The organism is Enterobacter sp. MALB-1 (genome assembly GCF_041021625.1).
GTDB lineage: Bacteria > Pseudomonadota > Gammaproteobacteria > Enterobacterales > Enterobacteriaceae > Enterobacter > Enterobacter oligotrophicus.
The window spans coordinates 1364449-1385826 of sequence record NZ_JBDPJL010000001.1 but is presented as its reverse complement, the minus strand read 5'-3'; the positions used below and the strand labels follow the sequence as shown (position 1 = coordinate 1385826).

Below are 21378 nucleotides of genomic sequence, written 5' to 3'. Positions count from 1 at the left end.
TTGATGGTTGGATTTTACGCCTCCGGGGGGTAATGACCATGCCACTTTACTGAAGAACTCATTGAAAAAATTGCCATTGCAAAATGTTGTCTTTCAACTGCTGGCAGCGCTGTTCATCAAGACTTTCAAGCGCATATGCCGTTTCATTGCGTAGCTTAGCCAACAGAGATTTTCGACCGGCGCTATCCGTTTTACCCGCCATTTTTCCGCGCAAAGCCGGGAGCGGCATGTCTACGGTTAACAGCAGGCGGGTTAACGCGGCAACGGAAGTCGAAAACGCCCGATGAGCGAAGGCAAACCCGGCCAGCTCCAGCCAGTCGTCATTATTAAGGGTAGCTTCCCAGCCATCTTCCACCGGGATCTTTTCGCCATTCCAGGACGATAATACCCGCGCATCGCGGCACAGACGCCGTTGCTCCTGCTCACACAACTGACGCCCCGCCTCGCTCAGCGGCAGCAGCGCCATCGCGGTATAGCAGCCGCTGCTGGCTTCGCGATGGCTACCCATCCGCACCAGCACGAACCCGCACTGCTGCCAGAAACGCCAAAGCTCGTCGGTATAGCCGAAACTCACCGAGAGATAATCCTGACCACCCGCATGGTGGATCAGTGCCTGGCCGATACCTTCCCGCTGGCGATGGGGATGAACCGCAATGCGGGTCACTCGTCGCCCTTTGAGTGTCGCCGCCAGAGGCGAACCGCCGTGTGCCGCCAGAGACTGCGCCACCAGGTTACCGCGCGGACGCCGAAAGCCTGCCCATACCGCACGGCTAAGTTCCGGGCTTAACCCGCCCTCGTCCACCAGCCAGAGCGCGCCCGCGATAGCGGAACCGGTTTGTGCGACAGAAAAGTGCTGACCGGGAGCGTCCATCATACGGCGTAAATCAAGCGGCGAGGTACGGTAGTGCGCAGCGCATAGCAGTTCATACACGTGTGCCACGAGCACGGGATTGCTCTCCCACGCCTGTGCCTCAAGAGAAGTAATACGCACATCACCTTCTGGTTTCTGGTCGAGAAGCGCATCGTCAAACAGCAACGCACTGGCGACAACCCGCTCAAGTGGACATCCGGCAGCCCAGCGAACTGGCGTTGATAAGCTATACCGCTGCAAATCGCTAAACCGGGCACAGAATTTAAGCAAGAATCCCCTTCCCGTCCCTTCGTAACCCTGAACGGTAGTCGTTAACAGCGTGCGGGGAAAACGCGTTACCAGCTTTTCCAGTAATGGGCCGGGGATAGCAGCCGCTTCATCGACAATTAGCCAGTCAGCCTGCACGGTAGAGGCCAGCAGCGCGTCCGGAGCCATAAAGTGATAGTTATCTCCGGCAAAGCGGGCAATTACGTCGGTTGCGCTTTTGGCTGGAGCCGTAACGACGGCACTGCCCTGAATGCTGCTGAGTAACATCCCCGCCATCGCGGACTTTCCGCGCCCGCGCGCCGCCGTAACGGCCACGACGCCGCTCTGCATGGTCTGAAGCACATTCAGGATTTCAGCCTGCTCACGCTGCGGCGCGCCGCTGGCAGGCTGCCAGTCAGGCGCATCAGGGAAAGGGGGAAACGATAGAGGCAGGTTCTGCTGCCACAAAATCACGTCAGGATCGGCAGCAATCGTCCGGCAAAAATGATTTACAAAATGCGGGGTGGCAATCGGTTCTGGAGTGTCGCTCCAGCGCAGGGAATCACTGTCGGGTTTTTCCGGCCAGACTGCGAGCGGCGGAACCAGCAGCACCAGAAGGCTTCCGGCGCGCAACGTTCCGCTGAGCGCGGCAAAGGCCGAAACATCAAACCCGCTGCGGGCGTCAAAAATAGCATGCAGAAATTCACGCCCCAGCAGTCCGCTGATAGCTTTAGAGGCGTTATCTTCCAGCCACAACCAGTCGCCTGGCAAGGCATCACGCAGGGCAGATGCCTGCGCGTATACCCACTGTTCATCGCCACTAAGAACAACCAGCCGACGATGGCCCTGACGCGTAAGCTGGCCGATCAGATTTTCAAACGGCAACATCACATGGCTTTGCCGAAGGTATTACATTGCGCCGGGTCGCCGCTGTCGAAGCCGCGTTTAAACCAGCTGTAACGTTGTTCAGACGTACCGTGTGTGAAGCTGTCCGGTACCACCCGCCCCTGGCTCTGCTGCTGAAGACGGTCATCGCCGATGGCCTGTGCCGCATTCAACGCCTCTTCCAGGTCGCCCGCTTCGAGCACGCCCTGTTGCTGCATACTTTTCCCCCAGACACCGGCGAAGCAGTCCGCCTGAAGCTCCATACGCACGGACAAACGGTTCACTTCCGCCTGAGACGCATTTTGCTGAAGCTGACGCACTTTAGGCTCAATGCCGAGCAGTTTTTGAACGTGGTGCCCGACTTCATGCGCAATCACGTAGCCCTGGGCAAAATCGCCGTCGGCACCGAGCTTGCGTTTCATGTCATCGTAGAAGGAGAGATCGATATAAACGGTACTGTCAGCCGGGCAGTAGAACGGCCCCATAACGGATTGTCCGGTGCCGCAACCGGTGCGCGTTGCGCCACGGTACATTACCAGTTTCGGCTGCTGATAGGTCCGCCCCATTTTTTCGAACTGCTGGCTCCAGGTATCTTCGGTCGTTGCCAGAATAACGGAGGTAAACTTAGCGGCTTCATCTTCATTCGGGCTGATAGAGCGCTGGGATTGTGGCTGTTGCTGAAGAGGCTCCCCGGTCATCAGGCCGGTCAAATCGACACCATAATAACCTGCCACCAGCACGACGATGAGCAGAACAATTCCCCCCTTTCCACTGGGTAAACGAAACCCTGGGCCGCCCATTGACGGGCCACCGCCGCCACTGTTGCGCCTGTCTTCTACATTGTCACTTTCACGACGCCCTTGCCAGCGCATAACCACCTCGAACTATTCCATTATCAATAGCTATGATCGTAGGCGGTTAATGAGAGGATTACCATAGGAAACAAAGGTAAGACGCCAAAGGATGTGAACATCCTTTGGCAATTGAGGATTAGTCGAGCTTAACGCCTAAACGGTGAGCAACGGCTTCATATGCTTCAATCAGGCCACCCAGACTCTGACGGAAACGGTCTTTGTCCATTTTATCCAGCGTTTCTTTATCCCACAGACGGCTGCCGTCCGGTGAGAACTCATCACCCAGCACCACTTCACCTTTAAACAGACCGAACTCCAGCTTGAAGTCGACCAGGATAAGACCCGCGTCATCAAACAGTTTTTTCAGTACGTCATTCGCTTTGTAGGTCAGTTCCTGCATACGCGCCAGATTCTCTTTGCTCACCCAGCCAAAGGTTTCACAGTAAGATTCATTGACCATCGGGTCATGCATGGCGTCGTTTTTCAGGAACAGGTCGAACAATGGTGGATTCAGCTCGATACCTTCTTCGATGCCAAGACGCTTCACCAGGGAGCCCGCGGCACGGTTACGAATAACACATTCGACCGGCACCATATCCAGTTTTTTCACCAGACATTCCGTGTCGGACAGTAACGCTTCCATCTGGGTTGGAATACCCGCTTCGGCCAGTTTGGTCATAATGAAGTGGTTGAACTTGTTGTTCACCATGCCTTTACGATCGAACTGCTCAATGCGTGCGCCATCCCCTGCTGACGTATCATTGCGGAATTCGAGCACCAACAGATCCGGGTTTTCGGTGCTGTATACGGTCTTCGCTTTGCCACGATACAACTCAGCTTGCTTCTGCATCTTCATTACTCCTAGTGTGATGATTTGTATTCAAAACTGGGGATATTATGCCACGCACACGTTTGCGTAGCACGAAAATAAAAAGGGCTGGATTCACCAGCCCTCGTATTTATTTGCTGAATGCAGCCTGGAAGACCGCGACCAGCGCATCGTTCTGCGACTGGGTCAGCGTGTGGCCTTTCGGATCGATAAACTGCAGGCTACTGCGGTTATCGAGGTCACCGACCTGAATTTTATAATCGCCGGAGGCCAGTTGCGGATCGCGTGCCCCCAGTTCCTGCCAGGCGCTGTCGGACAGCGGCTTGTACGTTGCCGTGATGCTACCCGTTGAACGCGTGCTGTCGGTTACTTTCATGCCCACTTTTTCAAGCGTCGCTGGCAGGCGTTGCCAGGTCTGGTTAAATGGCGCACGAACCACCAGCATTGGCAGACCCGTGTCATCGGCGGCGCTCTGAACGTCGAACGTAACACCGTTGCGGCTCTGCGCTGCGTTAGCGGCGTCGGTGGCGTTCTTATCCAGTCCCGCGGCAATCACGTTCAACATTTCGGTGCTGTAACGCTGCATGGAGGCTGGATCGGCAACCGGCTTACCCGCCTGCTCCAGATTCAACAGCTTAACGGTAACCGCCTGCTGATAACCCTGTGGTTTAACGGAGACTTGATAACGACCACGGTACTGCTGATCTTCATCCAGACGGCTCCATTCAATCCAGTCTGTGGTTAAGGTCTGGCTGGCGTCATCGCGTTTATCAATCGTGTAGTTCTTCGCCTGAATCACGCTGACCACCTGCGGCCACAGTGTCGTTCCGCGCGCACTTTCAACCAGCAGGGACGCTGTATCGCCGGTAAACTGGGTACGCGCCCCGCTCACCAGGGCCAGCGGCTGTGCTGGCGGACGAATATCGAGCGCTTTACCCACCTGACCGCTACCATTGGTCACAGGGATATTATAATCGCCGTTCTGAATCGGCAGGATCATACCGGCAGGTGCGTGAAGTTCAGCAAGCGGCGCTGCATCCAGATAGGATTCATCACCGCTCACCTGGCGCTTGTAGCGCGAATCTGAGCTACAGGCGGCGAGCAGCATAACAAGCGAAACACCCGCAACCTTCACCAGGCGCGACTTCTGTACTGAATAAGCCATCAAATCTCCCTAAACTTTACAGCAAACCGGCATGCTTCAGCGCTGCCCTGACGATATCACGACCGTGGTCGGTAATCGGTGTCATTGGCAGACGCAGCGTATCGGTCGCTACAAGTCCCAACTCCTTACAGGCCCATTTCACTGGGATCGGATTGGGTTCGACAAATAATTTATTGTGCAGCGGCATCAGACGCTGATTAACCACGCGAGCGTCATCAAAGTGACCGGCCGCCGCCAGTTTGCACATTTCTGCCATATCGCGAGCCGCAACGTTCGCCGTTACGGAAATCACGCCATGACCACCGAGCTGCATAAAGTCCAGCGCGGTCGCATCATCACCGCTCAGCAGGATAAAGTCGTCTGAAACCAGCTCTTTGATCTGATGAACGCGGCTTAAGTTCCCTGTCGCCTCTTTAATCCCGATAATATTTTTTACTTTCGAGAGACGACCAACGGTTTCCGGCAGCATATCGCAACCGGTACGGGACGGCACATTATACAGAATTTGTGGCAAGTCAGTATGTTCCGCGATGGCTTTGAAATGCTGGAACAAACCTTCCTGAGTGGGACGATTGTAGTAAGGCGTGACGGTCAGACAGCCGACGATGCCGCTGTCGTTGAAACGTTTGGTCAGGCTGATAGCTTCTGCGGTTGCATTAGCGCCCGTGCCTGCGATGACCGGGATACGCCCGTCAGCCAGTTCAAGGGTCAGCATAACCACATCGCCGTGCTCTTCGTGGCTCAGCGTTGCAGATTCACCGGTAGTCCCTACCGAAACGATCGCCGAGGTTCCATTGGCGACATGGTAATCAATCAGCTTCTTCATGCTGGAGCGGCAGACATTACCTTTTTCATCCATCGGTGTAACAAGCGCGACAATACTTCCCGTGAACATGAGCCATCCTCTGTGCGAACAAGAGTCTCAATGGTACGTTTGGAACTGTAATAAAAGCAAGCGACCTGAGGGCCTCAGGCGGTTGTATGCACGTTTTTTTTATGCTTTCCTTAGGAAGACTTAACCAAGCAAAGGAAGAACAGGTTTGACAACCTCATCACAACATTACCTGGTTATCACTGCGCTGGGTGCTGACAGGCCGGGTATCGTGAACACCATCACCCGACACGTAAGCAGCTGCGGCTGTAATATCGAAGACAGCCGTCTGGCTATGCTTGGCGAAGAGTTCACGTTTATTATGCTGCTGTCCGGGACATGGAATGCCATCACGCTGATTGAATCCACCCTGCCACTGAAAGGCGCGGAGCTGGATTTGCTGATTGTGATGAAACGCACCACTGCACGTCCGCGTCCGGCGCTGCCTTCCACCGTCTGGGTGCAGGTTGAAGTGCCTGATTCACCGCATCTGATTGAGCGTTTTACCGCGCTGTTTGACAGCCATCAGATGAATATTGCCGAACTGGTTTCCCGTACACAGCCGGGTGATGAGAACGCCATTCCCACGCTGTTTATTCAGATTACTGCGCACAGCCCTGCCTCGCAGGATGCGTCAAATATCGAGCAAGCGTTTAAAGCCCTCTGTACAGAATTACACGCGCAAGGCAGTATAAGCGTCGTCAATTATTCGCAGCATGAACAGGATGGAGTTGAGTAATGAATCCACTGAAAGCCGGTGATATCGCACCGAAATTTAGCTTACCGGATCAAGACGGCGAGCAAGTAAATTTGACCGACTTCCAGGGACAGCGTGTTCTGGTCTATTTCTACCCGAAAGCCATGACGCCGGGCTGTACCGTACAGGCCTGCGGTCTACGCGACAACATGGACGAGTTGAAAAAAGTCGGCGTGGAAGTGCTGGGTATCAGCACAGATAAACCAGAAAAGCTGTCACGATTTGCTGAAAAAGAGCTGCTGAACTTCACGCTGCTTTCCGATGAAGACCACCAGGTCTGCGAGCAGTTTGGCGTCTGGGGCGAGAAGTCCTTTATGGGCAAAACGTACGACGGCATTCACCGCATCAGCTTCCTGATTGACGCTGACGGTAAAGTTGAACATGTGTTTGATGACTTCAAAACCAGCAACCACCACGATGTGGTGCTGAACTGGCTGAAACAAAGTGCCTGAAAGTGAGTGTCGGGTGGCGGCTTCGCCTTACCCGACCTACACGGTAAATGCAAAACGGTAGCGCATGCTACCGTTTTTAGTATTTGCTCCCTCTCCCTGTGGGAGAGGGTCGGGGTGAGGGCGTCAGCCCGCACAAAAACTACTTCTCTTCCACCGCAGGCACATCCGGCCACGCGTGGACAACGGCTTTAATCAGCGTTGCCAGCGGAATGGCAAAGAACACGCCCCAGAATCCCCACAGCCCGCCAAAAATCACCACTGACAGAATAATCACCAGCGGATGCAGATTCACCGCTTCAGAGAACAGCACCGGCACCAGCAGGTTACCGTCCAGCCCCTGAATAATCAGGTACACGGCGAAGCAGCTCCAGAACTCGGTGCCCAACCCGAACTGGAACAGCGCGACACCGATAACCGGGATGGTCACCACAAACGCGCCGATATAAGGAATAAGAACGGAAAATCCTACCAGCACCGCCAGCAGTAACGAATAGTTCAGACCGAAGATCAGGAAGCCGATCCAGGTTGCCACGCCCACGACAATCATCTCCAGCACTTTGCCGCGGATATAGTTGGTGATCTGCTGGTTCATCTCCTGCCAGACCTGCCCGGCCAGACCACGGTTACGCGGCAGAACACGGCGAACAGCATTCAACATCTGCTCTTTATCTTTCACCAGGAAGAAAACCATTAACGGCACGAGCACAAGGTAAACCGCCAGCGTCAGCAGACCGACCAGCGAGGCCAGAGAATACTTCACCACCGAATCGCCCATCGTCATGATGCGGGCGCGCATGTTTTCAGCCATCGCATCAATAATCCCGGCATCCATCAGCGCAGGATAACGACGCGGCAGCGTGGCGGCGAAATCAGAGAATTTGTTCAGCATGCCAGGCATATCGCGGATCAGGTAGATCCCCTGCTGCCAGGCGACAGGCATCACGACAAACGCCATGAGTAGCAAGATACCCACAAACAGCACCAGCACAATACTGGTCGCCCAGCGGCGGGAACAGCCGATTTTTTCCAGCCGCGCCGTTGGCCATTCCAGCAGGTACGCCAGTACAATCGCGACCAGCAGCGGTGCCAGCAGGCCGCTAAAGAAAAACAGAATACCGAACCCGGCAACCAGAATGACCAACAAAGCAATGGCCTCCGGGTCGCTAAACCGACGCCGATACCACTGCATTAACATTTCGAGCATACAACCCTTCCCTGAATCGGATGGCGGGAGTGAGACGGTGAATTGTATCTAACTGTCACAAAAAAGACTTTCCTTTTTGTATCACTGTAACGATTCGCAAAACGCAGATGAATGGGATTTTCTTCATGCCTTAACACGGCTACACTCGCAGGGCAGTGGAGATGAACGATATGCGGGTTCATCGGTCAAATTAGCACATCCAAAATACAGGACAGTGGTTATGTTCAGGCAGTTGAGAAAAACACTGGTTGCGACACTTATCGCCGCGCTGACGGTTGGTCAGGCAGTACCCGCTTTCGCTGACTCAGCCGATTCATTGCCGGATATGGGCACCACAGCAGGAAGCACGCTCTCCATTGGCCAGGAGATGCAGATGGGTGATTACTATGTTCGCCAGTTGCGTGGCAGCGCCCCCTTAATTAATGACCCGCTGCTGGTGCAGTACATTAACGGTCTGGGCATGCGGCTTGTCGCACACGCCAATTCGGTGAAAACGCCGTTCCATTTCTATTTAATCAATAATGACGAAATCAACGCCTTCGCCTTCTTTGGCGGGAACGTGGTGTTGCACTCGGCGTTATTCCGCTACTCCGATAACGAAAGCCAGCTGGCGTCTGTCATGGCGCACGAAATTTCGCACGTGACCCAGCGCCATCTGGCGCGCGCGATGGAAGATCAGAAACGGAACGCCCCGCTGACCTGGGTCGGCGCGTTGGGCTCCATTCTGCTGGCGATGGCAAGCCCGCAGGCCGGTATGGCGGCGCTCACCGGCACGCTGGCGGGAACGCGTCAGGGGATGATCAGCTTTACCCAGCAGAACGAGCAGGAAGCGGACCGCATCGGGATTCAGGTCCTGCAGCGTTCGGGCTTTGACCCGCAGGCCATGCCGAGCTTCCTGGAAAAACTGCTCGACCAGGCACGTTACTCGTCGCGCCCGCCAGAAATTCTGCTGACCCACCCGTTGCCGGAAAGCCGCCTCTCTGACGCGCGTAACCGCGCCAACCAGATGCGCCCTGTCGTCGTGCAATCCTCGCAGGATTTCTACATGGCAAAAGTCAGAACGCTTGGCATGTATAACTCCGGGCGTAACCAGCTCACCAGCGACCTGCTGGAGGCGCTGGCAAAAGGCAATGTGCGGGAGAAAAACGCCGCCCAGTATGGTCAGGCGTTGCAGGCGATGGAAGCCAGTAAATACGATGAGGCACGCAAAGCGCTACAGCCCCTGCTGGCCGCCGATCCTAATAATCCCTGGTATCTCGATCTGGCAACGGATATCGACCTCGGGCAGAAAAAAGCCACCGACGCCATTAACCGCCTGAAAGGCGCGAAAGATGTGCGAACTAATCCGGTGTTGCAGCTCAACCTGGCGAATGCTTACTTACAGGGTGGACAGGCGCAGGAAGCGGCGACCATTCTCAACCGCTACACCTTTAATAATAAAGCCGATCAAAACGGCTGGGATCTGCTGGCGCAGGCGGAAGCCCAGCTCGGTAACCGCGATCAGGAGCTGGCCGCGCGTGCCGAAGGGTTCGCCCTGGTCGGGCGTCTGGATCAGGCTATTTCGTTGCTGAGCAGCGCCAGCTCGCAGGTGAAACTCGGCAGCCTGCAACAGGCGCGCTACGATGCGCGTATCGATCAGCTACGCGGTCTGCAGCAGCGCTTCAAGCCGTACGAAAAGATGTAATAAAGGAGAAGTCATGACAGACGCGGTAAAAATTTACCATAACCCTCGCTGCTCGAAGAGCCGCGACACGCTCAGCCTGCTGAAGTCTAACGGCATCGATCCCGATGTGGTGCTGTATCTGGAAACACCACCGGACGCGAGGACGATTCGCCAGTTGCTGCAGATGCTGGGGATGGGCAGTGCGAGAGAGCTGATGCGCCAGAAAGAAGATCTCTACACGTCGCTCAATCTTGATGACACGCACCTCTCTGAAGAGCAGCTAATTCAGGCAATGGTTGAGAATCCGAAGCTGATTGAGCGCCCGATCGTGGTGGCAAACGGCAAAGCGCGGATTGGCCGGCCACCGGAAGACGTACTCGAGATCCTCTAATCTTTACGCCGCAGCGCTTCCAGAAACGCCTGCGGCGTACTCTCCCCCAGCTTTTTCTGCGTTTTTCCGCGGTTGTAAAACTCACAGAGTTGAATTAACAGCTCTCCGGCAGCCTCAACATTCAGTCGCGGAATAATTTCGCGTAACGGTACCGCCACCTGGACTGCGCTGTTTTTTTGCGGATGTACTTTTACGGTGACGATCCGCTCTGGCAATGTCACTTCAAAACCAAAAGTCTCAACAGATTGTATATCAACCGGGCAGGCTTCAAGCAGCTCGCACGTCCAGCGGGTGAGCAACTGAGGCGATAAGCCCGCATAGAGCCGGGCATAGCACCAGCCGCTTACCGGCTCGCGCGCCCACAGCAGATGTTGCTCCCCGCCATCATCCATATGTAGCGACAAAGGCAAATGATGCAGCGCCAGCTGCTGCGGCATGACGCCTGCCTTCAGCGCTTTTTTCCCCTGCAGTGCTGCCCCTTTTTGAGCAGCAGACGCAGGTTTGAGGTAGCGGTTCAGAGTAGCGCGTGAAACGGCGATCCCCAGCCCGTCGTTGACCAGAAGCAGCAATTCATCCAGCGGTGCAGCGGTGGCATCACGCAGTGCATTCACCAGCACAACCTGCTCTTGTCTCATCGCTTTGTGTATCACTTTTGGCGTCGTATGGTTATCTGAAACCTGTTCACGGTTGCGCCAGCGTCTGACGGTAGTTACGGAGATCCCCAGCTCAACGGCCAGCTCTCTGTCGCTTTTAGCAGACTGCTGGAGATAACGACGAATACGCGGTGTGGTGGTGGCATTGGCATGCAGTTTAATTTCCATCGCAGAGCCTTATGACTAATCTTATGAGATTTATATAACACAAGCGAATGCTTTGTGACCGATTTCACCTTTCGCTCGCCGCGCTTCACTGATAATCCACACACATAACATAAACAACGCCACTCAATCTTGTACGGAGTTCACAATGAACAATGTTCTGGGATTTCTTGAAGCAAAACTGATGCCGCTGGCGGCCAAAACGGCCCAGCAGCGTCATCTGGGTGCCATTCGTGGTGCCTACGTTTCATTCATGCCGTTTATCATCGTCGGCTCCATTCTGCTGGTGATCTCCTCGTTCCCGAACCAGACCTACCAGCAGTTTATGTCTCAGGCCTTTGGTCAAAGCTGGAGCGCTATTATCGAAATCCCGTTCAATGCGGTGTTCTCAACCATGTCGCTGTTTATCAGCTTCCTGGTGGCGTTTCGCCTGGCCGAGCATTATGGTGAAGACCGCATTTCATGCGGCATTCTGGCGCTGGTCGCCTTTCTGATCCTGACGCCATTTATCAAAGTGGCGGAAAACGGCGGCATTACCGTGATGCCGGTGGAGTGGATTGGCAGTAAAGGGCTGTTCGTGGCGATGATCGGCTCGCTGCTCTGGACGGAGTTATTCTGCTGGCTGAAGCGCAAAAATCTGGTTATCAAAATGCCGGATGGCGTGCCGCCAGCGGTACAAGAGTCTTTCGCCGCGCTGATCCCGGCGCTGCTGGTGATGATTCTGGTACTGGTTATCCGCATCATCTTTGAAAACACCCACTACAACACCATTCACCAGTTTATTTACGAGGTGGTTGCCACGCCGGTACGTCACTACGGCACTTCATACTTTGGTGCCCTGATGACGGTGTTCAGCATCACCATCCTGTGGTCAGTGGGCATTAACTCCGGTTCGATGATCAACGGCATTATCCGCCCGCTGTGGATGGAGAACCAGACCGATAACATCGCCGCTATTCAGGCCGGTACGACACCACCGCACATAATCACCGAACAGTTTTTTGACATGATCTGGATGGGTGGCGCGGGCGCTACGCTCTCGCTGGTGATTGCGATGCTGATTTTCGCGCGCAGTAAAAACATGCGCGAAGTGGCGAGGCTCGGCGCGGGGGCGTCGGTGTTTAATATCAACGAACCGATCCTGTTTGGCCTGCCGGTGATCATGAACCCGATCATGCTCATCCCGTTCAACCTGGTGCCGCTGGTGCTGGTCACCGTGCAGTATGCCGCAATGAAAATCGGCGCGGTTGCCGTCACCACCGGCGTCTTTATTCCCTGGACGCTGCCGCCGGTGATCAGCGGCTTTATCGTCACCGGGCATCTCAGCGGCAGCGTCATGCAGCTCATCAACCTGCTGATTGGTGCCATGCTGTATCTGCCTTTCATGCGTATCGTGGATAAACAGTACCGCGCCGCGGAAATTGCCACCGTTACGCAAACCGACACCACCCTTGCAAAACAGGAGTAAAGCATGTGGGGAATTATCGCAACCTGGCGAATGGCGCTTGAAGGCGTAACGGAGTCTGCGTCTGCGCTGGCTGCGGGAAAACCGGTGGCGGGCGCGGTAGTCGATGCCGTGGCTGCCGTGGAGGACTTTCCGCTGTATAAATCCGTCGGCTACGGCGGGCTACCGACTGAAAACGGCGAGGTCGAACTGGACGCCGCCTACATGGATGGCGACACGCTGGCGTTTGGTGCCGTGGGCAATCTGGTGGATATCGCCAACCCGGTTCGCGTGGCGCACGCGCTCAGCCGCCAGCGTTATAACAGCCTGCTGGTCGGCCAGGGCGCGCGCGAATGGGCGCTGAGCCAGGGCTTTGCCGATAAAGCTATGCTCACCGACCGCGCGATGCAGCACTACCGTAAGCGCTGCCGCGAGACGCTGGATAAGGGCTTAAGCCCGTATGACGGCCACGATACGGTCGGCATTATCGGTCTCGATAAACAAGGCTCAATGAGCGTCGCCACCTCCACCAGCGGCCTGTTTATGAAAAAGCGCGGACGCATTGGCGACTCACCGATTATCGGCTCCGGCTTTTACTGCGACAGTGAAACCGGCGCGGCCACGGCCACGGGTGTTGGCGAAGACCTGATGAAAGGCTGCACCAGCTACGAAATCGTTCGCCGCATGGCACAAGGCATGTCGCCGCAGCAGGCGGCGGACTCGGTGGTGTTCGAGCTGGAGGATAAGCTGATGTCACGCTTTGGCCGCGTGGGCGATCTTTCCGTGGTGTGCATGAACAACAAGGGCGAATTCGGTGCCGCGACCAACATCAAAACCTTCTCGTTTGTCGTCGCGACGTCTCGCCAGCCACTTACTGTGTTTCGTACCGAGCGTCAGCGTGAAAAAACGCATTACCAGGCCGTGGATGAGGAGTGGATGCAAGCCTATGCCGCGCGGATACGCGCGCCGATCGAGGAACAATGATGATTACCTTTCAGTTAATTACCACACTTTCAGACGCGAAGCCGCAGAGCCATTTGATTGCCAGCGCCACCTGTGCTCATTTGCCGGAAACTGCGCTTATCGCGGAAATGCGCGAATCGGACAGCATCGCTGACACCCGCTTTGGCTGTGCCCCGTTTGCGCGGATCAGCCTGCTGCCGGATGCGCTCTGGCAGGACGCGCTGACCGGGGGATTGCTCGCCGCGCTGCGACCACTGCTGGCCTCCCCTGTCAGTTCTGATGTGATACTGGACGTCACACATATCGACGACGTTGTGCTGGCACAGGTGCTGCGTTTTCTTTTCAACCAGGCACACACGCTCAACGATCTGCAACTGAAGAAAACAGACGACGCGGCAGTACGTCTTAAACACATTACCGCCCTCTGTCTGCCAGAGCAGCAGGAAAAGATGGAGACTTTTTTCCGCCAGCAGCAGGCTATTGCCGGAGGTATGGTTGCTGCACGACGCCTGGCGGATACCCCTTCCGATCGCTGCACGCCGCAGTTTATGGTGGAGGAGGCGCAAAAACTGTGTGCCGCCTTCCCTGCCCTGCAATGTGAAGTGCTCGACGAAACGCAGATTGTTGAACACGGTCTGGGGCTGCTGCATGCCGTCGGCAAAGGAGCATCCTGCCCGCCGCGCCTGCTGGCAATCCATTACAATGGCGTGTCCGACGGTCCGGTGCGCTGTTATGTCGGCAAAGGCATTACCTTCGATACCGGCGGCCTGTGGCTGAAGGAAGGCGCAGGCATGTACACCATGAAGTACGATATGTGCGGTGCGGCAAACGTACTGGGGCTGATGCTCAGCGTTGCGGAGCTGAAACTCCCCGTTCGCATCATGGGCGTGCTGGCGCTGGCGGAAAACGCCATTGGCCCGGACGCCATGCAGCCCGGCACGGTAGTAACCGCCTGCAACGGCACCACGGTGGAAATCAACAATACCGATGCCGAAGGGCGGCTGGTGCTGGCGGACGCCATCGCCTGGACCAGCCAGCGGCATCCGCAGGCTCGCTACATCATCGACATGGCAACCTTAACTGGCGCGGTGGTGAAAGCGCTGGGATACGAACTGAGCGGATTGATGACGCAGGACGAGCCGCTGCGTCAGGCGCTCACGCTGGCGGGAAAACAAAGTGGCGACGAAGTGTGGTCCCTGCCGCTGGATGCGCGGCTGAAAAAACAGACCGACAGCGCCATCGCCGATCTGTGCAACACGCCGACCAACAATGCGGCGATCAGCGCGTCGGCAGCCTGGCTGCTGCACCATTTTTGCCCGCCGACCATTCCGTGGGCGCATCTGGATATTAGCGGTACGGCATTGTGGCGGGAAAACGGTAAGAGCGTGGCGTCGGGAAGACCGATTCCACTTCTGGTTGAGCATTTACAATACGATATTTTGATAATGGAGGAGATGATCAATAAGTACGGAAAATAACGGTTTTCGTAGGCCCGGTAAGGCATAGCCGCCACCGGGCAAAAAACTCAGAGCTTAAGAATATCTTTCACAAACGGAATGGTCAGCTTGCGCTGGGCGGTGATAGACGCGCGATCAAGCTGATCGAGCGTATCAAAGAGGGTGCGCATTTCCCGATCCAGGCGTTTGAGCAGAAAACGCCCCACGTCTTCCGGCAGTTCAAACCCGCGCAGTCTGGCGCGTAACTGTAGCGCCTGGAGTTTGTCTTCATCCGACAGCGGCTGCAGCTTGTAAATTTGCCCCCAGTCCAGGCGCGACGCCAGATCCGGCAGCCCCAGATTGAGCTGACGCGGTGGGCGATCGCCGGTGATCAGCAGCCGGGTTTTGCCCGATTCCAGGATGCGGTTATAGAGGTTAAAGATCGCCATTTCCCACGGCTCGTCCCCCGCCACGCACTCGATATTATCGATGCAGACCAGTGAGAGATGTTCCATTCCCTCCAGCACTTCAGGCACGAACCAGGTACGTTTATCCAGCGGCACATAGCCTACCGCATCACCGCGCGCCGAAAGCTCCGCACAGGCAGCATGCAACAGGTGGCTACGCCCCGCACCTTCGCGTGACCAGATATAGATGTATCCGCTGTGTTCCTGACGCAGCACGTTTTGCAGTGCAGCCAGTAAAGAGGGGTTATCACCCGGCCAGAAACTCGCGAAAGTTTCGTCGTCAGGGAGATAGAGTGGCAGAGAGAGCTGTGCCGGTCCGTTCAGAAATACCTCAACCAGATCTTACATAAAATCGGTAACGAGTTTAGCACGGAACCAGCAAGGAGAGAACCGGGCGATCTTGCGCCCGGTTTTACGATCACTGTGACGCTTTCTCGCTGTCGTCAGCATCCAGCACCACTTCTTCCGGACGCAATACAGAGATCAGCTTAAAGATGAGGCTCAGGCCGACGCCCACGATAGTCGCCAGCGCCATGCCTTTCAGCTCTGCCGCACCGATGTGCACCTTCGCACCGCTCACCCCGATGATCAGAATAACGGAGGTCAGGATCAGGTTCTGCGCTTTGCTGTAGTCCACTTTAGACTCAATCAGCACGCGGATACCGGAGGCACCGATCACGCCGTACAGCAGCAGAGAAACCCCGCCCATCACCGGCACAGGGATGATCTGAATCGCCGCCGCCAGTTTACCCACACAGGAGAGCAGAATAGCGATGATTGCCGCGCCACCGATAACCCAGGTACTGTAGACGCGGGTAATCGCCATCACGCCGATGTTCTCACCGTAGGTAGTGTTTGGCGTGGAGCCAAAGAAACCGGAGATAATGGTGGAGAGGCCGTTAGCAAACATAGAACGGTGCAGACCCGGATCGCGGATCAGGTCACGCTTCACAATGTTCGCCGTAACCACCAGGTGGCCGACGTGTTCAGCAATAACCACCAGCGCGGCTGGCAGAATGGTAAAGATGGCAAACCATTCGAAACGCGGAGTATAGAAGGTTGGCAGCGCAAACCAGTGCGCCTCGGCAATTGGCGTGGTATCGACAACACCCATTGCGAAGGAGAGCGCATAGCCCGCCAGCACACCGATCAGGATCGGGATAATCGCCATGAAACCGCGGAACAGCACGGAGCCAAACACCGTCACACCCAGCGTTACCAGCGAGATGATGATGGTTTTTGAATCCGGTGACTGGCCGTCAGCAGGCAGTAAACCGGCCATGTTCGCCGCGACACCCGCCAGCTCAAGACCAATGACGGCAACGATTGCGCCCATTGCCGCAGGTGGGAACATCACATCCAGCCAGCCCGTACCGGCTTTCTTCACAATGAAAGAGACCAGACAGAACAGCACGCCGCACATGATAAAGCCGCCCAGCGCGACCTCGTAACCTAACGGCAGCAACAGCAGAACCGGCGAGATAAAGGCAAAGCTCGATCCCAGATAGGCAGGGATTTTGCCTTTACAGATGAAGAGGTACAGCAGCGTACCGACGCCGTTGAACAGCAGCACGGTAGCCGGGTTAATATGAAACAGGATTGGCACCAGCACGGTCGCGCCAAACATGGCGAACAGGTGCTGCAAACTAAGCGGGATTGTCTGTAAAAGCGGCGGTCTTTCACTCACCCCGATAGCACGGCGCATCATAGTGTTTTCCTCTGAGTATTGTTGTTGGTGTTGTATTCAAAAAAAAGCCGACTCTCAAAGTCGGCTTTTTTATCGTTATTCGATCACTTAGTACCAAAAATCTTATCGCCGGCATCGCCAAGCCCAGGGATAATGTACCCGTGCTCGTTTAGCCCCTGGTCGACAGATGCGGTATAAAGTTCAACGTCCGGATGCGCTTTTTCCAGCGCCGCGATACCTTCCGGTGCCGCCACCAGAACCAGCACTTTAATGCTGCTGCAGCCTGCTTTTTTCAGCAGGTCAATGGTGGCGATCATGGAACCGCCGGTCGCCAGCATTGGGTCTACCACCAGCGCCATACGCTCGTCGATATTAGACACCAGCTTCTGGAAGTACGGAACCGGCTCCAGAGTCTCTTCATTACGGTAGATACCCACCACGCTGATACGCGCGCTTGGGACGTGCTCCAGCACGCCTTCCATCATGCCGAGACCCGCGCGCAGGATAGGCACCACGGTAATTTTCTTACCTTTGATCTGCTCAACCTGTACCGGGCCGTTCCAGCCTTCGATGGTCACTTTCTCTGTTTCCAGATCAGAGGTCGCTTCGTAGGTCAGCAGGCTGCCCACTTCAGAAGCCAGTTCGCGAAAACGCTTCGTGCTGATGTCATGCTCACGCATCAGGCCCAACTTGTGTTTAACGAGTGGGTGTTTCACTTCCACAATCTTCATTCTCTTTCTCCTCTGAGGTGGCATCCGCAAAAAAATCGCGGGATTATACCGCTTTTTTCGGATTAGGCCATACCCATCTTGCTTGACAGGGATCAAGCAAAGACAAAAAAACCGGAGACAGGTCTCCGGCTTAAGTGCAAGGTTCTGCCCGGTGGCGCTACGCTTACGCGGGCCTACGTGTAGTGTAGGTCGGGTAAACGTTAGCGCCACCCGACAATTACAGGTTATCGCCGTTGCTCGCAATCACCTGCTTATACCAGTCAAACGACTTCTTCTTACTGCGGTTCAGCGTGCCGTTACCTTCATTATCTTTATCGACAAAGATAAAGCCGTAGCGTTTTTTCATTTCACCGGTCCCGGCAGAAACGAGATCGATGCAGCCCCACGGCGTGTAGCCCATCAGATCCACGCCATCTTCCACCACCGCTTTTTTCATCTCGCGGATGTGTGCAGACAGATAATCAATGCGGTACTGGTCGTTCACCGTGCCGTCGCTCTCCTGCACGTCGATAGCGCCAAAACCATTCTCAACAATAAACAGCGGCAGCTGATAGTGATCCCAGAACCAGTTCAGGGAGTAACGCAGCCCGACCGGATCAATCTGCCAGCCCCAGTCAGACTTCTGCACATACGGGTTGGAGACCAGGCTCTTGCTCTCGTCGTAATCCAGTTGCGGGTTATCCGCCGTCGCTTTGGTGGTGAAGGACATGTAATAGCTGAAGCCGATGTAATCCACGCAGCCCTGCTTCAGCGCCGCTTTATCTTCTTCGGTGATATCCAGCGCGAAGCCGCGACGCTCAAAGTAGTTCAGCAGGTGCTGCGGGTATTTGCCGCGCACGTGAACGTCGGTAAACCAGTAGCGACGATGCATCGCGTTCATCGCCATCATCATGTCGTCCGGCGCGCAGGTCAACGGATAGATAGGACACATGGCAATCATGCAGCCTATCTGCAGCGACGGGTTAATCTCACGCCCTGCTTTCACCGCCAGGGCGCTGGCTACCAGCTCATAGTGTGCCGCCTGGAACATCACCGGCTCGCGGTCTTCACCCGGCGCGTACTTCAGCCCGGAGTTGGTAAACGGCGCGAAGTCTTCGTGGAAGTTGGCCTGGTTGTTGATCTCGTTAAAGGTCATCCAGTACTTCACTTTGTGCTGATAGCGTTCGAAAACCACTTTTGCAAAACGCACAAAGAAGTCGATCAGCTTACGGTTGCGCCAGCCGCCGTACTCGGTGACCAGGTGGAACGGCATCTCGAAATGCGACAACGTGATAACCGGTTCGATGCCGTATTTCAGGCATTCGTCGAACAGGTCGTCATAAAATTTCAGGCCAGCTTCATTAGGCTCCCGCTCGTCGCCTTTTGGGAAAATACGCGTCCAGGCAATGGAGGTACGGAAGCACTTGAACCCCATCTCAGCAAAGAGCTGAATGTCCTCTTTATAGCGGTGATAGAAATCAATGGCTTCGTGATTAGGGTAATTTTTCCCCTCCAGCACGCCATTAGTGATTTCACGCGGCACGCCGTGCGCGCCCGCAGTCATGACGTCGGCTACGCTGACGCCCTTGCCGCCCTCTTTCCAGCCGCCTTCCAGCTGGTGCGCCGCAACAGCACCGCCCCACAGAAAATCTGCTTTAAATCCTGACATTCGCTTTCCCTCATTCTGCGTTATTTTCTGCAAAAACAATTACAGAAACCGGTTTCAGTTTGATGATGTGCAAAGGGGGAACGGGTTGCAAGCAGTTAACCGAAACCGGTTTCATTTTCGTGAACAGAGTCAAGTTTGGTTGCATTCACAGGCCAGTACGAAAAAAAGATCACCGTGCCGAGAATAGGCTCGCAAACGTTTGCCTGGACTGTTAGAATTGCGCCGATTTTTCTTACTAGCTATGCAATCGCGTGGGGACTTGAGCCGTGACCAACAAAACTTCTCTCAGCTACAAAGATGCCGGTGTTGATATTGACGCAGGTAATGCGCTGGTTGACCGAATCAAAGGTGTGGTGAAAAAAACCCGCCGCCCGGAAGTGATGGGGGGTCTGGGTGGATTCGGCGCACTGTGCGCACTGCCGCAAAAATATCGTGAACCTGTTCTGGTCTCGGGGACTGACGGTGTAGGCACCAAACTGCGCCTGGCGATGGATCTTAAGCATCACGACACGATCGGTATCGATCTGGTGGCGATGTGTGTGAACGACCTGGTAGTTCAGGGCGCTGAGCCGCTGTTCTTCCTTGATTATTACGCGACCGGCAAACTGGACGTGGATACCGCAGCCAGCGTGATTAACGGCATCGCCGAAGGCTGTCTGCAGTCTGGCTGCGCACTGGTAGGCGGCGAAACCGCTGAGATGCCGGGCATGTATCACGGCGAAGATTATGACGTCGCAGGTTTCTGCGTCGGGGTAGTAGAAAAATCAGAAATTATCGACGGCAGCAAAGTGGCTGACGGCGATGTGCTGGTTGCGCTGGGCTCCAGCGGTCCGCACTCAAACGGCTACTCACTGGTGCGTAAAATCCTTGAGGTGAGCGGTTGTGACCCACTGACCACCGAACTTGATGGCAAGCCTCTGGCTGACCACCTGCTGGCACCGACCCGTATCTACGTGAAAAACATTCTGGCGCTTATCGAGAACGTTGACGTTCATGCCATTGCCCACCTGACCGGTGGCGGCTTCTGGGAAAACATTCCGCGCGTGCTGCCGGATAACACCCAGGCGGTGATCGACGAATCCTCATGGCAGTGGCCTTCCGTCTTTAACTGGCTGCAGAGCGCGGGCAACGTGAGTTCACACGAAATGTACCGTACCTTTAACTGCGGCGTGGGTATGGTCATCGCACTGCCCGCAAGCGAAGCGGATAAAGCGGTTAAGCTGCTGACTGAGAAAGGTGAAAACGCGTGGAAAATCGGTATTATCAAAGCATCCGATTCCGAACAGCGTGTGGTCATTGAATGAAAAACATTGTGGTGCTCATTTCCGGCAACGGAAGCAATTTGCAGGCGATAATTGACGCCTGCAAACAGAAGAAAATCAATGGCACCATTCGGGCAGTATTCAGCAACAAGGCCGATGCGTTCGGCCTTGAGCGTGCGCGGGAAGCGAACATTCCCGCACACGCGCTGGAAGCCAGCCAGTTTGCTGGACGCGAAGCGTTTGACCGCGAGCTGGTGCAGGAAATTGATGCCTACGCCCCGGACGTTGTGGTGCTGGCCGGGTACATGCGTATTCTGAGCCCGGCATTTGTTTCTCACTATGCCGGACGTCTGCTCAATATCCACCCTTCCCTTCTGCCAAAATATCCCGGTCTGCATACGCACCGTCAGGTGCTGGAAAACGGCGACGAAGAGCATGGTACTTCCGTACACTTTGTCACCGATGAGCTGGACGGTGGTCCCGTCATTCTTCAGGCAAAAGTACCGGTTTTTGAAGGCGACAACGAAGACGACGTGACAGAGCGCGTACAGACGCAGGAGCACGCCATATACCCGCTGGTGGTAAGCTGGTTTGTTGACGGACGTCTGGAGATGCGCGACGGCGCAGCCTGGCTGGACGGCGTGAAGTTGCCCCCGCAGGGTTATGCAGCCGAAGAGTAGTCTGTTTGAATTGCCCGGCGGCGCTACGCTTGCACGGGCCTACGATGTTTTGTA

At 55.5% G+C, this 21378-nt stretch carries 20 protein-coding genes; 9 read left to right on the top strand and 11 right to left on the bottom strand.

Annotated elements, in window-relative coordinates; genetic code table 11:
• Positions 1 to 58: 58 nt before the first annotated feature.
• The 5 genes from ABGB15_RS06645 to dapA form a co-directional block, all read right to left on the bottom strand.
• Positions 59 to 2005: a tRNA(Met) cytidine acetyltransferase TmcA gene (locus ABGB15_RS06645; RefSeq protein ID WP_215723632.1), complete on the bottom strand. Its 1947-nt coding sequence runs from the start codon at positions 2003 to 2005 to the stop codon at positions 59 to 61.
• On the bottom strand, positions 2005 to 2874 hold the full coding sequence (locus tag ABGB15_RS06640; RefSeq protein WP_152081809.1) for a neutral zinc metallopeptidase: 870 nt from the start codon (positions 2872 to 2874) through the stop codon (positions 2005 to 2007). The genes ABGB15_RS06645 and ABGB15_RS06640 overlap by 1 nt, the downstream gene beginning before the upstream one ends.
• A gap of 118 nt (positions 2875 to 2992) precedes the next feature.
• Positions 2993 to 3706, bottom strand: a complete 714-nt coding sequence (gene purC, locus ABGB15_RS06635) for a phosphoribosylaminoimidazolesuccinocarboxamide synthase (protein ID WP_023332985.1) — start codon at positions 3704 to 3706, stop codon at positions 2993 to 2995.
• A 109-nt stretch (positions 3707 to 3815) separates the two neighbouring features.
• Positions 3816 to 4850, bottom strand: a complete 1035-nt coding sequence (gene bamC, locus ABGB15_RS06630) for an outer membrane protein assembly factor BamC (RefSeq protein WP_152081810.1) — start codon at positions 4848 to 4850, stop codon at positions 3816 to 3818.
• A gap of 16 nt (positions 4851 to 4866) precedes the next feature.
• Positions 4867 to 5745 carry a 4-hydroxy-tetrahydrodipicolinate synthase gene (dapA, locus tag ABGB15_RS06625; RefSeq protein ID WP_215723633.1) on the bottom strand — a complete coding sequence of 293 codons (879 nt, stop codon included), beginning with the start codon at positions 5743 to 5745 and terminating at the stop codon, positions 4867 to 4869.
• A 145-nt stretch (positions 5746 to 5890) separates the two neighbouring features.
• On the opposite strand from dapA, the gene ABGB15_RS06620 reads away from it, so the two are divergent.
• Together ABGB15_RS06620 and bcp are read left to right on the top strand one after the other, a co-directional pair.
• The gene (locus ABGB15_RS06620; RefSeq protein WP_152081812.1) at positions 5891 to 6460 is read left to right on the top strand and encodes a glycine cleavage system transcriptional repressor; all 570 of its coding nucleotides are present in this window, start codon (positions 5891 to 5893) and stop codon (positions 6458 to 6460) included.
• Complete coding sequence (gene bcp, locus ABGB15_RS06615; RefSeq protein WP_022648972.1) at positions 6460 to 6930, top strand: thioredoxin-dependent thiol peroxidase; 471 nt, start codon at positions 6460 to 6462, stop codon at positions 6928 to 6930. The genes ABGB15_RS06620 and bcp overlap by 1 nt, the downstream gene beginning before the upstream one ends.
• Positions 6931 to 7069: 139 nt before the next feature.
• On the opposite strand, the gene ABGB15_RS06610 is transcribed toward bcp, so the two are convergent.
• Complete coding sequence (locus ABGB15_RS06610) at positions 7070 to 8134, bottom strand: AI-2E family transporter (RefSeq protein WP_215723634.1); 1065 nt, start codon at positions 8132 to 8134, stop codon at positions 7070 to 7072.
• Between the two features lie 220 nt (positions 8135 to 8354).
• Here ABGB15_RS06610 and bepA point away from each other — a divergent pair, with 220 nt between their 5' ends.
• Positions 8355 to 9818, top strand: a complete 1464-nt coding sequence (gene bepA / locus ABGB15_RS06605; RefSeq protein ID WP_215723635.1) for a beta-barrel assembly-enhancing protease — start codon at positions 8355 to 8357, stop codon at positions 9816 to 9818.
• Positions 9819 to 9831: 13 nt separating this feature from the next.
• Complete coding sequence (gene arsC, locus ABGB15_RS06600) at positions 9832 to 10188, top strand: arsenate reductase (glutaredoxin) (RefSeq protein ID WP_215723636.1); 357 nt, start codon at positions 9832 to 9834, stop codon at positions 10186 to 10188.
• On the opposite strand, the gene ABGB15_RS06595 is transcribed toward arsC, so the two are convergent.
• Positions 10185 to 11009, bottom strand: a complete 825-nt coding sequence (locus ABGB15_RS06595; protein WP_215723637.1) for an XRE family transcriptional regulator — start codon at positions 11007 to 11009, stop codon at positions 10185 to 10187. The two genes, arsC and ABGB15_RS06595, sit on opposite strands and share 4 nt — an antisense overlap.
• Before the next feature lie 145 nt (positions 11010 to 11154).
• Between ABGB15_RS06595 and celB the strand changes: the two genes are divergently transcribed.
• The 3 genes from celB to ABGB15_RS06580 are packed head-to-tail and all read left to right on the top strand — an operon-like array spanning position 11155 to position 14891.
• Positions 11155 to 12474 carry a PTS cellobiose transporter subunit IIC gene (celB, locus tag ABGB15_RS06590; RefSeq protein WP_215723638.1) on the top strand — a complete coding sequence of 440 codons (1320 nt, stop codon included), beginning with the start codon at positions 11155 to 11157 and terminating at the stop codon, positions 12472 to 12474.
• A gap of 3 nt (positions 12475 to 12477) precedes the next feature.
• The gene (locus ABGB15_RS06585) at positions 12478 to 13434 is read left to right on the top strand and encodes a N(4)-(beta-N-acetylglucosaminyl)-L-asparaginase (protein WP_215723639.1); all 957 of its coding nucleotides are present in this window, start codon (positions 12478 to 12480) and stop codon (positions 13432 to 13434) included.
• Positions 13434 to 14891: a M17 family metallopeptidase gene (locus ABGB15_RS06580; RefSeq protein WP_215723676.1), complete on the top strand. Its 1458-nt coding sequence runs from the start codon at positions 13434 to 13436 to the stop codon at positions 14889 to 14891. The genes ABGB15_RS06585 and ABGB15_RS06580 overlap by 1 nt, the downstream gene beginning before the upstream one ends.
• 47 nt (positions 14892 to 14938) lie before the next feature.
• Here ABGB15_RS06580 and ABGB15_RS06575 read toward each other — a convergent pair whose 3' ends face one another.
• From ABGB15_RS06575 to ABGB15_RS06560, 4 genes are all read right to left on the bottom strand, one after another.
• On the bottom strand, positions 14939 to 15640 hold the full coding sequence (locus ABGB15_RS06575) for a DnaA inactivator Hda (RefSeq protein ID WP_211482948.1): 702 nt from the start codon (positions 15638 to 15640) through the stop codon (positions 14939 to 14941).
• A gap of 94 nt (positions 15641 to 15734) precedes the next feature.
• Entirely contained in the window at positions 15735 to 17024 is a 1290-nt protein-coding gene (gene uraA / locus ABGB15_RS06570; protein WP_369064148.1) for a uracil permease, read from the bottom strand.
• An 83-nt stretch (positions 17025 to 17107) separates the two neighbouring features.
• Entirely contained in the window at positions 17108 to 17734 is a 627-nt protein-coding gene (upp, locus tag ABGB15_RS06565; protein ID WP_003860560.1) for a uracil phosphoribosyltransferase, read from the bottom strand.
• A gap of 217 nt (positions 17735 to 17951) precedes the next feature.
• Positions 17952 to 19382 carry a 6-phospho-beta-glucosidase gene (locus tag ABGB15_RS06560; RefSeq protein WP_152081820.1) on the bottom strand — a complete coding sequence of 477 codons (1431 nt, stop codon included), beginning with the start codon at positions 19380 to 19382 and terminating at the stop codon, positions 17952 to 17954.
• Positions 19383 to 19648: 266 nt separating this feature from the next.
• On the opposite strand from ABGB15_RS06560, the gene purM reads away from it, so the two are divergent.
• Both purM and purN read left to right on the top strand, forming a co-directional pair.
• Positions 19649 to 20686, top strand: a complete 1038-nt coding sequence (purM, locus tag ABGB15_RS06555; RefSeq protein ID WP_215723640.1) for a phosphoribosylformylglycinamidine cyclo-ligase — start codon at positions 19649 to 19651, stop codon at positions 20684 to 20686.
• Positions 20683 to 21324 carry a phosphoribosylglycinamide formyltransferase gene (gene purN, locus ABGB15_RS06550; protein WP_152081822.1) on the top strand — a complete coding sequence of 214 codons (642 nt, stop codon included), beginning with the start codon at positions 20683 to 20685 and terminating at the stop codon, positions 21322 to 21324. The genes purM and purN overlap by 4 nt, the downstream gene beginning before the upstream one ends.
• Positions 21325 to 21378: the final 54 nt, after the last annotated feature.

Coding starts and splice junctions, on each gene's coding strand:
- celB (WP_215723638.1), top strand. CDS start 11,155: ATGAACAATGTTCTGGGATTTCTTGAAGCAAAACTGATGCCGCTGGCG.
- ABGB15_RS06645 (WP_215723632.1), bottom strand. CDS start 2,005: ATGTTGCCGTTTGAAAATCTGATCGGCCAGCTTACGCGTCAGGGCCAT.
- bamC (WP_152081810.1), bottom strand. CDS start 4,850: ATGGCTTATTCAGTACAGAAGTCGCGCCTGGTGAAGGTTGCGGGTGTT.
- ABGB15_RS06585 (WP_215723639.1), top strand. CDS start 12,478: ATGTGGGGAATTATCGCAACCTGGCGAATGGCGCTTGAAGGCGTAACG.
- purN (WP_152081822.1), top strand. CDS start 20,683: ATGAAAAACATTGTGGTGCTCATTTCCGGCAACGGAAGCAATTTGCAG.
- ABGB15_RS06610 (WP_215723634.1), bottom strand. CDS start 8,134: ATGCTCGAAATGTTAATGCAGTGGTATCGGCGTCGGTTTAGCGACCCG.
- upp (WP_003860560.1), bottom strand. CDS start 17,734: ATGAAGATTGTGGAAGTGAAACACCCACTCGTTAAACACAAGTTGGGC.
- ABGB15_RS06595 (WP_215723637.1), bottom strand. CDS start 11,009: ATGGAAATTAAACTGCATGCCAATGCCACCACCACACCGCGTATTCGT.
- ABGB15_RS06560 (WP_152081820.1), bottom strand. CDS start 19,382: ATGTCAGGATTTAAAGCAGATTTTCTGTGGGGCGGTGCTGTTGCGGCG.
- arsC (WP_215723636.1), top strand. CDS start 9,832: ATGACAGACGCGGTAAAAATTTACCATAACCCTCGCTGCTCGAAGAGC.
- bepA (WP_215723635.1), top strand. CDS start 8,355: ATGTTCAGGCAGTTGAGAAAAACACTGGTTGCGACACTTATCGCCGCG.
- bcp (WP_022648972.1), top strand. CDS start 6,460: ATGAATCCACTGAAAGCCGGTGATATCGCACCGAAATTTAGCTTACCG.
- purC (WP_023332985.1), bottom strand. CDS start 3,706: ATGCAGAAGCAAGCTGAGTTGTATCGTGGCAAAGCGAAGACCGTATAC.
- dapA (WP_215723633.1), bottom strand. CDS start 5,745: ATGTTCACGGGAAGTATTGTCGCGCTTGTTACACCGATGGATGAAAAA.
- ABGB15_RS06580 (WP_215723676.1), top strand. CDS start 13,434: ATGATTACCTTTCAGTTAATTACCACACTTTCAGACGCGAAGCCGCAG.
- uraA (WP_369064148.1), bottom strand. CDS start 17,024: ATGATGCGCCGTGCTATCGGGGTGAGTGAAAGACCGCCGCTTTTACAG.
- ABGB15_RS06640 (WP_152081809.1), bottom strand. CDS start 2,874: ATGCGCTGGCAAGGGCGTCGTGAAAGTGACAATGTAGAAGACAGGCGC.